The following is a 14,235-nucleotide window of genomic DNA, read 5'->3' as shown; positions in this document are numbered from 1 at the left end:
GGCCGCCCGTCAGCTGGGCGGCAGCCGCACCACCTGCAGGAAGAACTCGTCGATCTGGCGGACCGCGTTCATGAACTGATCCAGGTCCACCGGCTTGGTGACGTACGCGTTGGCGTGCAGCTTGTAGCTCTTGAGGATGTCCTCCTCGGCCGAGGAGGTGGTCAGCACGACGACCGGGATGCGGCACAGGTCGGGGTCCGATTTGATTTTCTGCAGCAGATGCCGCCCGTCGTACTTCGGCAGGTTCAGGTCGAGCAGGATCAGGTCGGGCCGCGGAGCGTGCTCGTAGTTGCCGCGCTTGTAGAGGTAGTTCAGCCCCTCCTCGCCGTCATGCGCGACATGCAGCCTGTTCTTGAGCTTGTTGTGCTCGAACGCTTCCCGGGTGATCAGCTCGTCGCCGGGGTCGTCTTCGACCAACAGGATGTCGATCGCGCGACCGGGTGATGTCATTCGTTTGCTCCTTCTGAAGAGACCAAGCCGTATTGGACTACCTCACTGCGCCCCCCGATGGGTTCAGCGTTGAGCTCGGCGACAGGCAAAGTGAACTCGAACCGTGTCCCATCGGTATACGAGGTGTCGATCCACACGGTGCCCCCGTGGTGCTCGACGATCTTCTTGCACATCGCAAGACCGAGACCTGTTCCACCATAGGCGTCGCGACCGTGCAGCCGCTGGAAGATGATGAACACCTTGTCGACGAACTCCTCGGCGATTCCGATGCCGTTGTCCGAGACGCTGAAAACCCAGAGGTTCTCCCGACTGCCGGTGCCGCGCCGGAATTCGATCGTGATCCGGGGCGGAACGCCCTCGCGGTGAAACTTCACCGCATTGCCGATCAGGTTCTGCCACAACACAACCAGCAATGTCGGGTCACCGTTGACCCGCGGCAGCGGCCGGGCCGGCCGGACGATCTCGGCTCCCGACTCCTCGATGGCCACCGCCAGATTGGCCACCGCCGAGTCCAGCGCCGTGTCGAGTTCGACCGCGGTGTACTTGGCGTTGAGCCGACCCACCCGGGAGAAGCTGAGCAGGTCGTTAATCAGCACCTGCATCCGCTTGGCGCCGTCGACCGCGAAGTCGATGTACTCCACGCCGCGGTCGTCGAGCTTGTCCCGGTACCGGCGCTCGAGCAACGTGCAGAAGGACGCCACTTTGCGCAGCGGCTCCTGCAGGTCGTGCGACGCGACGTAGGCGAACTGCTCGAGTTCGGCGTTCGAACGCCGCAGATCGGCCGCCTGCTCGTCGAGTTGCGCCTGCGCGGCCCGCGACGCCTCCAGCGCCTGCACGATCCGCTGCCGCATCCCTTCCACGTCGTAGGCGATGCCGCGGATGTCCGCCGGCCGGCGGGGCAGCTTGATGGCGTCGCCGAAGTGGCCTTCGGTGACCTGGCGGCAGGACGCCGCCAGCGACGCCAGCGGCTTCGACACCGCGCGGTTGATCAGCAGCCCCAGCGCCGCGGCCGTCACGAAGAACGTCACCACCATCGAGGCCAGCACCCGGTCCCGCCAGTCGTTGACCCGCTGCAGGCTGGCGGTGGCCTGGTTGCGCGCCTCGGTCAGGTGCGCGGTCTGCGTGTCGAAAAGCCCGCGCAGGCCGTCGAACAGCGTTTTGCCATGGTCGGTCAGGTCGGCGTTCTTGGTGAAGGCCGCGTTGTTGGCCCGCAAGGCGGCGATGACCGGTTCGGCGTAGCTGTTTCGCCATTCCGTGGCGGCAGCCTCGATCGCATCCAGATCCGCGATCAGATCCGGATGCCGACCCAGTCGGCTCCGAATAAAGTCGGCCGCGGCGCGTTCGGCGCGCTGCCCGTCGTAATACGGCTTGAGGAACTGCGGATCGGCGGTGAGCAGATAGCCGCGGGTGCCGGTTTCCTGGTCGCGCACCGCCGCCTGCAGCTGAGCCGCGGCCACCCGGGCCGGCTGCACGTCGTCGCGCAACTCGCGCGACACTTCGTCGGCGTGCTCCAGCAACAACCCGCCCAGCACCGCGCCCGCGAGCACCAACACGCCCATGATCGACAACACCAGGGCCTGCCAGCCGCGCGCGGTGAGTTGCTTTCTGGGCAGCGTTCCCGAGGCGTCGGTTCTCACGAGGTGCGCTCCACGCGTACCACGGCGATGTCGTCGCTGAGCCCGCCCATCCCGCGGGCGAGTTCCTCGGCGCCGTCGATCACGGCGTCGACGAACTGTGCGCCGGGCAGCGCCGCGTGCCCCCGCGCCAGGGCCAGCAAGCCGGCTTCGCCCAGCCGGCGCCCGTCATGACCGGAATACCCCTCGAACAGCCCGTCGGTGAGCAACAGCAACCCGTGCCCGGGCGGCAGCTCCAGCTGGTGCTGGGGCCAGCCGGAACTGCGTAGTCCCAGCGCGGGACCGTAGGGGGGTTCGATCCACTCCACCGATCCCGGCCCGTGCAGCAGCATCCCGGGGTGGCCGGCCCGGACGGCGGTGATCGGGCCATCGTCGGGCGGTATCGCCAGGCTCAGCACGGTGGCGAACACGCCGTTCTCGGCCCGCTCGGCATGCAGCACCCGCTCCAGCTGGCGCATCTGCTCGACACCGTGCACTCCGGCGAAAGTCAGTGTGCGCCAGGCGATCCGCAGTGCGGCACCCAACGCCGCCTCGTCGGGGCCGTGTCCGGCGACGTCGCCGATCAGGACGTGGGTGACCCGGTCGGAAGTCTGCACCACGTCGTAGAAATCGCCGCACAGCAAGGCGTTCTCGCGGCTGGGCCGGTACCGGGCGACGATGTCGACGCCCGGGTTGTCCAGCAACAGCGGCGAGGGCAGCAGGCCGCGTTCGAGCAGCGCGTTCTCCCGGGCCCGCAGCTGGCTGGCATGCAGGTCCGCGGCGATCAGCTCGGCCCGCTTGCGCTCGATCGCGTACAGCAGGGCCCGCCGCAACATCTCCGGCTCCACCCGCCCCTTGACCAGGTAGTCCTGCGCGCCGGCCGCGACGGCAGAAGCCCCGAAGTACTCGTCGTTGAGCCCGGTGAGCACGACGATCGGGACGGTGGCGTCGCTGCGCAGGATGCGGTCCAACGCGTCGATCCCGTTGGCGTCCGGCAGGTTCAGATCCAGCAGCACGCAGTCGGGGCGGGCGGAGGCCAGCTCGCGTTCGGCGTGCGCCATCGACTGTGCCCACACCACCTCGATGTCGGCGACCGCATCGGCGATCAGCTCCTCGACCAGCACCGCGTCGGCGCGGTCGTCCTCGACCAGCAGCAGCGACAACGCCTGCCACGTCGCGGCCGGTGCGATCGACCCTTGCGCCATCAAGTGCTCGTCACGCAGTCACGTGCGCGCAAACCTACGTTCGTCACCTCATCGCCCCCTGGGCAGTGGGAATACGTTTGGTCGGACGATGGCGTGCAGGCGTGCGGCCGACGCGCCGAAGCGGGCCCTCCGCAGCGTCCTGCCACCCCGACTGGCTGCTCAATCGCGTGGACTGCTCGTCTGCTGGATAATAGGCGGTTGCGCTGGGAGTTTCCCATTGTTCGCGAAACTGCGCATGCACTGTTTACAGGCCGGCTCAGCGTAGCAATGCCCGCGACATCACGACACGCTGAATCTGGTTGGTGCCCTCGTAAATCTGGGTGATCTTGGCGTCCCGCATCATCCGCTCCACCGGGAAGTCGACGGTGTACCCGGCGCCGCCGAACAACTGCACCGCGTCGGTGGTGACCTCCATCGCCACGTCGGAGGCCAGACACTTCGACGCCGCGGAGATGAACCCCAGGTTGCCCTCCCCGCGCTCGGCGCGGGCCGCGGCGCTGTAGACCATCAGCCGGGCGGACTCCACCTTCATCGCCATGTCGGCGATCATGAACTGCACCGCCTGGAAATCGCTGATCGACTGCCCGAACTGCTTGCGGTCCTTGGTGTAGGCGATGGCGGCGTCCAGCGCGCCCTGGGCGATGCCGACGGCCTGCGCGCCGATGGTCGGGCGGGTGTGGTCGAGGGTGGCCAGGGCGGTCTTGAACCCGGTACCCGGGTCGCCGATGATCCGGTCACCGGGCACCCGACAGTTCTCGAAGTACAACTCGGTGGTGGGCGAGCCCTTGATGCCGAGCTTGCGTTCCTTGGGGCCGACGGAGAAGCCCTCGTCGTCCTTGTGCACCATGAACGCCGAGATGCCGTTGGCGCCCTTGTCGGGGTCGGTCACCGCCATCACGGTGTACCAACTGGACTTGCCGCCGTTGGTGATCCAGCACTTGGTGCCGTTGAGAATCCAGTCGTCGCCGTCGGCCTTGGCCCGGGTCCGCATCGATCCGGCGTCGCTGCCGGCCTCCCGTTCGCTCAGCGCGTAAGAGGCCATCGCGGTGCCGTCGGCGATGGACGGCAGCACCTGCTTCTTCAGCTCGTCGGAGCCGCGCAGGATCAGGCCCATGGTGCCCAGTTTGTTGACCGCCGGGATCAGCGAGGCCGACGCGTCGACCCGGGCGACCTCCTCGATGACGATGCAGGCCGCCACCGAGTCCGCACCCTGGCCGCCGAACTCCTCGGGCACGTGGACGGCGTTGAAACCCGAATTGTTGAGAGCCTGCAGTGCTTCCTCGGGGAACCGGGAGTTCTCGTCGACGTCGGCGGCATGCGGGGCGATCTCCTTCTCCGCCAGCGCCCGGATCGCGGCACGCAACTCCTGGTGTTCCTCGGGAAGTTGGAACAAATCGAATGACGGGTTTCCGGCCCATCCAGCCATCTGTCGGCCTCCTTGCTAGTCGGGGCCCAATTTACTCGCTCGCTGCTGCAACGCCGCATCCTTGGCTTGCACGCTGCGCGCCAGCTCGTCCTGGAACTCGACGATGCGCGCGCGTAGTTGCGGATCCGACGATCCGAGCATCCGGACGGCCAACAGTCCCGCGTTGCGGGCGCCGCCGATGGACACCGTGGCCACCGGCACACCGGCCGGCATCTGCACGATCGACAACAGCGAATCCAGGCCGTCCAGCCGCCCCAGCGGCACCGGCACGCCGATCACCGGCAGCGGTGTGGCCGAGGCCACCATGCCGGGCAGGTGCGCCGCTCCCCCGGCGCCCGCGATGATCACCTCGATGCCGCGGCCGGCGGCGTCGCGGGCATAGTCGAACATCGCCCCCGGGGTGCGGTGCGCCGAGACCACCCGAACCTCGTGCGGGATGCCGAACTCGGCCAGCGCCGCGGCCGCGTCGACCATCACCGACCAGTCGCTGTCGCTGCCCATGATCACTGCGACGCGGGGCTGCGCTGCATCACCCATGCGGATCCCATCCGTCCGTCCACTGCGCGTGGGACAACCAGTGTGCCGCCAGCTCGGCGCGCCTGCGCAGCTCGGTCAGGCCTTCGGCCCCGGTGCTCAGCAGGTTGACATGGCCGACCTTGCGGCCGGGCCGTTCGGCCTTGCCGTAGAGATGAACCCTGACGTCGGGCATCCGGGCGAACAGGTGGTGCAGCCGTTCGTCCACGCTCATCCGCGGCGGCTGCGCCGCACCCAGCACGTTGGCCATCACCGTCACCGGCACGATCGCGTCGGTGTCGCCGAGCGGATAGTCCAGCACCGCCCGCAGATGCTGTTCGAATTGGCTGGTGCGGGATCCGTCCATGGTCCAGTGCCCGGAGTTGTGCGGCCGCATGGCGAGCTCGTTGACCAGCAGCGTGCCGTCGGCCGTCTCGAACAGCTCGACGGCGAGCACCCCGACCACACCCAGCTCCCCGGCCAGCCGCAGCGCCAGCCGCTGGGCGTCGGCGGCGGAGTCCGGCGCCAGCTCCGGCGCCGGCGCGATCACCTGCACGCAGATCCCGTCCCGCTGCACGGTTTCCACCACCGGCCAGGCCGCCCCCTGGCCGAACGGCGATCGCGCCACCAGCGCGGACAGCTCCCGACGCAGCTGCACCCGCTCCTCGACCAGCACGGGTACCCCACGGGCGAGGTATTCGCCGGCGATCTCCCGGGCGTCGGCGAGATCGTCCGCAATTGTCACGCCGCGGCCGTCGTAGCCGCCGCGGGCGGCTTTGACCACCGGCGTGCCACCGGTCCGCGCCGCGAACGCGTCCAGCTCGGCGAGACCCTCGATGGTCTCGATGGCCAGCCAGCGCGGTACCGGCGCGCCCAGCGCGGCCAGCTTCTGCCGCATCACCAGCTTGTCCTGGGCGTGCACCAGGGCCTGTGGCGGCGGAGCCACGTTGACGCCCTCGGCGACCAGCTTGTCCAGCAGCTCGGTGGGCACGTGCTCGTGGTCGAACGTCAGCACGGCGGCCCCGGCCGCCGCCCGGCGCAGATCCTCGAGATCGGTGTGGGAGCCGACCACCACGTCGGGGCTCACCTGGGCCGCCGGCTCGTCGACGGAGTTTGCCAGAACCCGCAGGGTCTGGCCGAGGGCGATGGCGGCCTGATGCGTCATGCGGGCGAGCTGCCCGCCACCGACCATCGCCACCAGCGGGGTACGGGGACTCGGCACGGCCATCATGTTGTCATGGCTGTTGACCGGCGTGTTTAGCGGAGGCCGTACCAAATCGTTATGTATCATTTTGCGTCGGTTTCGAGATCGTCCGTAGACTGGCGTGCTGTGTCCTTTGCCGATGCCACGATTGCGCGCCTTCCCGGGGTAATTCAGCCCTTTGCGATGCGCCACCATGAGTTGATCAAATTCGCCATCGTCGGCGGCACCACATTCATCATCGACTCAGCAATTTTCTACACGCTCAAGCTCACCATTCTCGAATCCAAGCCGGTCACCGCCAAGGTGATCGCCGGGATCGTCGCGGTCATCGCGTCCTACATCTTGAACCGGGAATGGAGCTTCCGGAACCGCGGCGGCCGCGAGCGGCACCACGAGGCGCTGCTGTTCTTCGCCTTCAGCGGTGTGGGGGTGCTGTTGAGCATGGCGCCGCTGTGGTTCTCCAGCTATGTGCTGCAACTTCGGGTGCCCAATGTGTCGCTGACGGTGGAGAACCTCGCGGACTTCGTGTCGGCGTACATCATCGGCAACCTGTTGCAGATGGCGTTCCGGTTCTGGGCGTTCCGGCGTTGGGTGTTCCCGGACGCGTTCGCGCGCGACCCGGACCGGGCGCTGGAGTCGGCGCTGACCGCTGGCGGGATCGCCGAGGTCTTCGAGGACGAGATCGAGGGCGGGAACGTGACGTTGTTGCGCGCCTGGCGCAACAAGCGCAAGGGGCAGGCTCAGCTGGGTGACTCTTCGGAGCCCAGCGTGTCGAAGACTTCGTGATAGAGCAGCGCGTGCACCTCGCGTAGCCGCGGGATGTCGTGAAATTCCAGCGGGTCCTGGGACGCCGACTCGACGATCAGCGTGCCGCTGCGGAAGATCCGCTCGAAGACTTTGTCCCGGAACTGCACGCTGTTGATCCGCGCGATCGGGATGTCGATGCCGCTTCGGGTCAACACTCCGTGCCGATACATGATCCGCCGGTTGGTCACCACGAAATGGGTGGTCAGCCAGGTGAGGAACGGCCACGCCGTCAGCCAGCCGACGACGACCAGCCAGACGCCCCAGATGACGCCGAACAGGATCTTCTTGGTGAGCGGCTGCCACTGGCTGCCGTCGACCACCCCGCTGCCCAGCGCGGCCAGCCCGGTCAACAGGAGCAGGCTCAGCACCGGCAGGATCAGCCGCTTCCAATGCGGGTGCCGGTGCAGCACCACTTTCTCGCCGGCGGCCAGGGCGTTGTCCGGGTAGCTCATATCCGCGACCCTATCTCTGGCTTCAACGCAAATGCACGACATCGCCGGCGGACACCACGACGGTCTGGCCCGACTTGTCGGCGTCGTTGTCCCAGGTCTGAAGGCACAACCGGCCCTGGGCGTCGACGTCACGGGCGACGCCGACGACTTCGCGGCCGCCCGGTAGTTCGGCCCGCACCCGCGAACCCAGGGTCAGGCTGCGGGCCCGGTAGTCGTTGGCCAGCGCGGCCCACCCGTCCGTCGCGCCGCGCCAGGCCTTGATCCGCTCGCCCAGTTCCCGCAGCAGCCGGCGCACCAGCAGGTTCCGGTCGGGTGCGTCGACGCCCTCGTCCCGCAGCGACGTGGCCCCCGGCCCGTCGAGATCCCCGGGCGCCTCGGTGACGTTGAGCCCGATGCCGATCACCGCGAACGGCTGGGACACCTCGGCCAGGATCCCGGCCAGCTTCCGCATCGAGTTCGAGGCCCCGGCGAGTACGTCGTTGGGCCATTTCAGGCACGGTTCGACGGGTGTTTCGCCGGCCACCGCGTCGACCACCGCCAGGCCGGTGGCCAGCGACAGCCAGCCCCAGCCGGCGGTCGCGACGTCGTCCACCCGCACCCCGACCGACAGGGTGAGCTGCGCGCCGCCGGGGGTCGACCAGGTGCGACCGTGGCGCCCCCGCCCGGCCGTCTGGTGCTCGGCGATCAGCACGTGGCCGTCGATGTCCTCGCCCGCGCCGGCGCGAGCCAACAGGTCGGCGTTGGTGGATCCGGTTTGCGCGACGACGTCGAGTCGGCGCCAGTAGGACGGCTCGCCGAGCACCTCGACGCGCAGCGCGGCTTCGTCGAGCGGCGTGGGCTGGTCGCGGTCTGTCATCGGCTCAGCTTAAGAGGCGCCGGGCTCCCGGCTGAGCATGTCCCGCACCGCCAGGTGGCTGAACAGCATGCTGGTGCCGATCGGGTTGCCGCCGCCCGGGTAGGCCAGGCCGCTGGGCGCGGCCATGGTGTTGCCGGCGGCATAGAGGCCGGGGATGGGCCGACCGGCCGTGTCGAGCACCCGCGCGGCGGCATCGGTGCGCAACCCGCCCTTGGTGCCAAGATCCGAGATGCCGAATGCGGCAGCGTGATACGGCGGTTTGTCGATGGGAACCAGCGGGGACGCGCCGCCGGAGAAGGCGCGGTCGAACGCTTCGTCACCGCGGCCGAAGTCCTCGTCGACGCCGGTGGCGGCGAATTCGTTGAAGCGCGCAACGGTGGCTACCAGCGCATCGGCGGGCACCCCGATCTCGGCGGCCAGCTCCGGCAGCGTGTCGGCGGTGTGCCACAGCCCGGCGTCGACGTACTTCTGCGTCTCGACGATGGGCACGTTGGCGGCCTTGACCGGGGGCACCTCGCCTTCCCGGTCGTCGTAGATCATCCAGTACGGCAGCGTGACCGAGCCGTCCTGCAGCCGGGCGATGATCTCGCGGCCGGCCCGGTCGTAGGCCCGGGACTCGTTGACGAACCGGTTGCCGTCCTGGTTGACGAAGATCCCGCCGGTGAACCAGAGCGCGAACGCGCAGCGCCCGTCGGGGTGCGTCATGCCGGGCGACCACCAGGCCTGGTCGAGCAGGTCGGTGTCGGCGCCGGCGGCGATGCCGGCCTGCAATGCCTGGCCCAGACTGCCCGGGCCGCCCATGGTGTCGCGGGCGACGCCGGGCACCCCGTAGCGGCGGCGCAGTTCGTCGTTGTTCTCGAACCCGCCGGCGGCCAGCAGGACGCCGCGCCGGGTGCGGATGGCGGTGCGTTCGCCGTGGTGCTCGACGACGGCACCTTGCACCGAGCCGTCGACGACGACGAGCTCGACCAGCGCGGTGTCGCGCCGCAGCGACGCGTTGGGGTACTGGCCGATGGCTTTGAGGAACCGGGCGATCAGCGCGCGGCCCCCGACGTAGTAGTCGGCGGGGGTCGGGGCGCCGAGTCGTTCGGTGTCCAGCGGCCCGCGGATGGCGTCGCGCAGTTCCGGCGCGGCGGCCACTTTCAGCGGCTTGGCCGCGATGTGGCGCCGGCCGTCCAGCCGCGCCTTGGGCGCCTTGCCGTAGTAGTCGGGCCACGGCAGCGGCACGAACTTGATGTCGGGGTCCTGTTCCAGGTATTCGATCAGCGGCGCGCCGCCGCGCACGAACGTCTCCTGCAGTTCGAACGGGGTGCGGTCGCCGACCACCGCGTGGTAGTAGGTCAGCGCGTCGTCGATGGTGTCCTCGACACCGTCCCAGCCGCCGGCCCGCTGCAGCACCGGGTTGCACGGGAACCACACCCCGCCGCCGCCGGAGTAGGCGGTGGTGCCGCCGAACTTGTCGGTGGACTCGATCAGCAGCACCTCGAGGCCCTCGCGGGCGGCGGTGTAGGCGCCGGTCACGCCTCCGCCGCCGGAACCCGCTACCAGTACGTCGCACTCCTGCGCCCAGTCGACCACCGCTGCTCCTCCTGCTCTGCCGGTATGCCCCGCATCGACCAGCATTGACGACGCCCGTCCGGCGCGCCGGGCCGCGTCCCGCTGACCGGGTATCAGAGCGCCGATTAAGGAGTTACTAAGGGCCTACAACGGATCGGCCGGCCCTGCCGATAACATCAACTCCCATGACAAGCGTTACCGACCACTCTTCCCATACGGCTGAGCCCGCGGCCGAGCACGTCATCGACATCCACACCACTGCCGGCAAGCTGGCCGAACTGCACAAGCGCCGCGAAGAGTCGCTGCACCCGGTCGGTGAAGCCGCCGTCGACAAGGTGCACGCCAAGGGCAAACTCACCGCACGCGAACGCATTACCGCGTTGCTGGACGAGGACTCGTTCGTCGAGCTCGACGCGCTGGCCAAGCACCGCAGCAAGAATTTCGGTCTGGACGCCATCCGCCCGGTGGGTGACGGTGTGGTCACCGGCTACGGCACTATCGACGGCCGCGACGTGTGCATCTTCAGCCAGGACGCCACCGTGTTCGGCGGCAGCCTGGGCGAGGTCTACGGCGAGAAGATCGTCAAGGTCCAGGAGCTGGCCATCAAGACCGGCCGCCCGCTGATCGGCATCAACGACGGCGCCGGCGCGCGCATCCAGGAGGGGGTGGTCTCGCTCGGCCTGTACAGCCGGATCTTCCGCAACAACATCCTGGCCTCCGGCGTGATCCCGCAGATCTCGCTGATCATGGGCGCCGCCGCGGGCGGGCACGTCTACTCCCCCGCTCTAACCGACTTCGTCATCATGGTCGACCAGACCAGCCAGATGTTCATCACCGGCCCCGACGTCATCAAGACCGTCACCGGCGAAGACGTCACCATGGAGGAACTCGGCGGCGCCCACACCCACATGGCCAAGTCGGGCACCCTGCATTACGTCGCCTCCGGCGAGCAGGACGCCTTCGACTACGTGCGCGACCTGCTGAGCTACCTGCCGCCCAACAACGCCACCGACGCGCCGCGCGAGCCGGCGCCGCTGCCCGTCGGGCCCATCGAGGAGAACCTCACCGACGAGGACCTGGAGCTGGACACGCTGATCCCGGATTCGCCGAACCAGCCCTACGACATGCACGAGGTGATCGTCCGCATCCTCGACGACGACGAGTTCCTCGAGGTCCAGGCCGGCTACGCGCAGAACATCATCGTCGGGTTCGGCCGGGTGGACGGCCGCCCGGTGGGCATCGTGGCCAATCAGCCCACCCAGTTCGCCGGCTGCCTGGACATCAACGCCTCGGAGAAGGCCGCCCGCTTCGTGCGGACCTGCGACTGCTTCAACATCCCCATCGTGATGCTGGTCGACGTGCCCCGGCTTCCTGCCCGGCACCGGCCAGGAGTACAACGGCATCATCCGGCGCGGCGCCAAGCTGCTCTACGCCTACGGCGAAGCGACCGTCCCCAAGATCACCGTCATCACCCGCAAGGCCTACGGCGGCGCCTACTGCGTGATGGGCTCCAAGGACATGGGCTGCGACGTCAACCTGGCCTGGCCGACGGCGCAGATCGCGGTGATGGGGCGCCTCCGGCGCGGTCGGTTTCGTCTACCGCGGCAAGCTCAAGGAGGCCGCCCAGGCCGGCGAGGATGTCGACGCGCTGCGCCTGCAGTTGCAGCAGGAGTACGAGGACACGCTGGTGAATCCATACATCGCGGCCGAGCGCGGCTACGTCGACGCGGTGATCCCGCCGTCGCACACTCGCGGGTACATCGGGACGGCGCTGCGGCTGCTGGAACGCAAGATCGCGCAGTTGCCGCCGAAGAAGCACGGGAACATTCCGCTGTGAGCGAGGTGAGCGCTGTGAGCGAGGTGAGCGCCGTGACCGACGAGCCGCACCCGCACGAACCGCACATCCAGATCACCAAGGGGCACCCGACGGATCAGGAGCTGGCGGCGCTCGTGGCGGTGCTGGGCAGCATCGGCGGCGGCGCTCCGCCACCGCAGCCCGAACCCACCCGCTGGGGCCTGCCGGTGGACAAGTTGCGGTACCCGGTCTTCAGCTGGCAGCGCATCACCCTGCAGGAAATGAAGCACATGCGTCGATGACGCGGCTGGTGCTCGGGTCGGCCTCCTCGGGCCGGCTCAAAGTGCTGCGCCAGGCCGGTGTCGAACCGGTGGTGGTGGTCTCCGGGGTCGACGAGGACGCGTTGCTCGCCGGGCTCGGTCCGGCGGTTGCCCCCGACGAGGTGGTGCGCGAACTGGCCCGTGCCAAGGCCGAGCAGGTGTGCGCCGTGCTCGACGATCCCGCCGTCACCGCGAATTGCGTTGTCGTCGGCTGTGATTCGATGCTTTACCTGGACGGCCGGCTGTGCGGCAAGCCGGAGTCGATCGACGACGCCCGCCGGCAGTGGCAGACGATGGCCGGGCGATCCGGCGAATTGCACACCGGGCATTGCCTGGTCCGGCTGCGCAACGGCGCAGTCGTGCAGGCCGAAGCCGAAACATCAACCACCACAGTGCATTTCGGATCCCCTGCAGAAGCCGACCTGGAAGCGTACCTGGCCAGCGGCGAATCTTTGGGCGTAGCAGGGGGATTCACTCTGGACGGCCTCGGCGGCTGGTTCGTCGACGGCGTGGACGGCGACCCGTCGACCGTGATCGGACTGAGCCTGCCGCTGCTGCGCACCCTGCTGGCCCGTTGCGAAGTGACGGTCGCCGACCTGTGGGCGGGGCAGCCTCGCTGACACCAGCCGTTCCAACCCCAACCGCAACCACCACCGGCACCGAACTAGCCAGGCCTGGGCCATAAGTCGCTGAAAACCCCGGCGCCGCTCTGAGTAGGCTCGACGGCGTGCCACTTCCCCAGATCCCAGCCCCACCCTGCAGGCTTACGCCCACCCCGAACGGCTCGTCACCGCCGACTGGCTGTCCGCCCACATCGGCTCGCCCGGCCTGGCGATCGTCGAGTCCGACGAGGACGTGCTGCTCTACGACGTCGGTCATATCCCCGGTGCCGTCAAGATCGACTGGCACACCGACCTCAACGACCCGCGGGTACGCGACTACATCAACGGCGAGCAGTTCGCCGCCCTGATGGACAGCAAGGGCATCGCCCGCGACGACACCGTGGTGATCTACGGCGACAAGAGCAACTGGTGGGCGGCCTACGCGCTGTGGGTGTTCACCCTGTTCGGCCATCCCGATGTGCGGCTCCTCAACGGCGGACGCGACCTGTGGCTGTCCGAACGCCGCGACACCACCTTGGAGGTGCCCAGCAAGACCTCGGCCGGCTATCCCGTCGTGCAGCGCAACGACGCGCCCATCCGCGCTTTCAAGGACGACGTACTCGCCGCCCTGGGCAGCCAGCCGCTGATCGACGTGCGCTCCCCCGACGAGTACACCGGCAAGCGCACCCACATGCCCGACTACCCCGAAGAGGGGGCGCTGCGCGCCGGCCACATCCCCACCGCGCGGTCCATCCCGTGGGGCAAGGCGGCCGACGAGAGCGGCCGGTTCCGCAGCCGTGCCGAACTCGAGGAGCTGTACGGGTTCGTACAACCCGAGGACAAGACCATCGTGTACTGCCGCATCGGCGAACGGTCCAGCCACACCTGGTTCGTGCTGACCCACCTGCTGGGCAAGCCGGGGGTGCGCAACTACGACGGTTCCTGGACCGAGTGGGGCAACACCGTGCGGGTGCCGATCGTGGCCGGTGCAGACCCCGGGACAGCGCCCAGCTGATGAGCATGCCCCCGGCGCTGGCCGAAGTGGTGTCCGACTTCGCCGAAGTCCAGGGCCAGGAGAAGCTGCAGCTACTGCTGGAGTTCGCGAACGAACTGCCGCCGCTGCCCGCCGATCTGGTCGAGTCGGCGATGGAACCGGTTCCCGAGTGTCAGTCGCCGCTGTTCCTGCACGTCGACGCCAGTGACGCCGACCGGGTGCGGTTGTATTTCAGCGCCCCGGCCGAGGCGCCGACCACCCGCGGGTTCGCCTCGATCCTGGCGACCGGTCTGGACGAACAGCCCGCGGCCGACATCCTGGCGGTGCCGGAGGACTTCTACACCGACCTCGGTCTGGCCGAACTGATCAGCCCGCTGCGGCTGCGCGGCATGTCGGCGATGCTGGCCAGGATCAAGCGGCGACTGCGCGAATCCGCCTGAC

General features: G+C 68.7%; 12 protein-coding genes and 3 pseudogenes. 6 read left to right on the top strand and 9 right to left on the bottom strand.

The window, feature by feature from the left end:
- Positions 1-9: 9 nt before the first annotated feature.
- The 6 genes from L6444_RS06300 to L6444_RS06275 all read right to left on the bottom strand — a co-directional run bounded on the left by L6444_RS06300 (position 10) and on the right by L6444_RS06275 (position 6,438).
- Positions 10-450 (bottom strand): response regulator, encoded by a 441-nt coding sequence (locus L6444_RS06300; RefSeq protein ID WP_236981369.1) that lies wholly within the window; start codon positions 448-450, stop codon positions 10-12.
- Entirely contained in the window at positions 447-2,009 is a 1,563-nt protein-coding gene (locus L6444_RS06295; protein ID WP_236983864.1) for a sensor histidine kinase, read from the bottom strand. Before L6444_RS06295 ends, L6444_RS06300 begins: the two co-directional genes overlap by 4 nt.
- Positions 2,010-2,083: 74 nt before the next feature.
- Positions 2,084-3,268 (bottom strand): PP2C family protein-serine/threonine phosphatase, encoded by a 1,185-nt coding sequence (locus L6444_RS06290; protein WP_236981368.1) that lies wholly within the window; start codon positions 3,266-3,268, stop codon positions 2,084-2,086.
- A gap of 256 nt (positions 3,269-3,524) precedes the next feature.
- A complete protein-coding gene (locus L6444_RS06285) occupies positions 3,525-4,694 on the bottom strand; it encodes an acyl-CoA dehydrogenase (protein WP_236981367.1) in 1,170 nt (389 codons plus the stop codon).
- A 15-nt stretch (positions 4,695-4,709) separates the two neighbouring features.
- Positions 4,710-5,231, bottom strand: a complete 522-nt coding sequence (gene purE / locus L6444_RS06280; protein ID WP_236981366.1) for a 5-(carboxyamino)imidazole ribonucleotide mutase — start codon at positions 5,229-5,231, stop codon at positions 4,710-4,712.
- On the bottom strand, positions 5,224-6,438 hold the full coding sequence (locus L6444_RS06275; protein WP_236981365.1) for a 5-(carboxyamino)imidazole ribonucleotide synthase: 1,215 nt from the start codon (positions 6,436-6,438) through the stop codon (positions 5,224-5,226). Before L6444_RS06275 ends, purE begins: the two co-directional genes overlap by 8 nt.
- Before the next feature lie 99 nt (positions 6,439-6,537).
- Between L6444_RS06275 and L6444_RS06270 the strand changes: the two genes are divergently transcribed.
- Positions 6,538-7,197, top strand: a complete 660-nt coding sequence (locus L6444_RS06270) for a GtrA family protein (RefSeq protein ID WP_236981364.1) — start codon at positions 6,538-6,540, stop codon at positions 7,195-7,197.
- Here the strand turns inward: L6444_RS06270 and L6444_RS06265 are convergent.
- Genes L6444_RS06265 through L6444_RS06255 form a run of 3 tightly spaced genes read right to left on the bottom strand, consistent with a single transcriptional unit; the run spans position 7,152 to position 10,149 of the window.
- Positions 7,152-7,670 carry a PH domain-containing protein gene (locus tag L6444_RS06265; protein WP_236981363.1) on the bottom strand — a complete coding sequence of 173 codons (519 nt, stop codon included), beginning with the start codon at positions 7,668-7,670 and terminating at the stop codon, positions 7,152-7,154. The genes L6444_RS06270 and L6444_RS06265 overlap by 46 nt on opposite strands.
- 22 nt (positions 7,671-7,692) lie before the next feature.
- Entirely contained in the window at positions 7,693-8,526 is an 834-nt protein-coding gene (locus L6444_RS06260; protein WP_236981362.1) for a biotin--[acetyl-CoA-carboxylase] ligase, read from the bottom strand.
- Positions 8,527-8,535: 9 nt separating this feature from the next.
- On the bottom strand, positions 8,536-10,149 hold the full coding sequence (locus tag L6444_RS06255; RefSeq protein ID WP_236981361.1) for an FAD-binding protein: 1,614 nt from the start codon (positions 10,147-10,149) through the stop codon (positions 8,536-8,538).
- 119 nt (positions 10,150-10,268) lie between these two features.
- On the opposite strand from L6444_RS06255, the pseudogene L6444_RS06250 reads away from it, so the two are divergent.
- From L6444_RS06250 to L6444_RS06230, 5 genes and pseudogenes are all read left to right on the top strand, one after another.
- Positions 10,269-11,920, top strand: a pseudogene (locus tag L6444_RS06250) (acyl-CoA carboxylase subunit beta).
- Positions 11,896-12,180: pseudogene (locus L6444_RS06245) on the top strand (acyl-CoA carboxylase subunit epsilon); the annotation flags it as partial. The pseudogenes L6444_RS06250 and L6444_RS06245, both read left to right, overlap by 25 nt.
- Positions 12,177-12,818, top strand: coding sequence for a Maf family protein (locus tag L6444_RS06240; RefSeq protein WP_236981360.1), 642 nt, complete (start codon positions 12,177-12,179; stop codon positions 12,816-12,818). The pseudogene L6444_RS06245 and the gene L6444_RS06240, both read left to right, overlap by 4 nt.
- A 107-nt stretch (positions 12,819-12,925) precedes the next feature.
- Positions 12,926-13,815: pseudogene (locus L6444_RS06235) on the top strand (sulfurtransferase).
- Complete coding sequence (locus tag L6444_RS06230; RefSeq protein ID WP_236981359.1) at positions 13,815-14,234, top strand: SufE family protein; 420 nt, start codon at positions 13,815-13,817, stop codon at positions 14,232-14,234. Before L6444_RS06235 ends, L6444_RS06230 begins: the two are co-directional and overlap by 1 nt.
- The last annotated feature ends 1 nt before the right edge of the window (position 14,235 follow it).

Source organism: Mycobacterium kiyosense (genome assembly GCA_021654635.1).
Lineage (GTDB): Bacteria > Actinomycetota > Actinomycetes > Mycobacteriales > Mycobacteriaceae > Mycobacterium > Mycobacterium kiyosense.
This window is presented reverse-complemented; position numbering and strand designations above follow the sequence as displayed.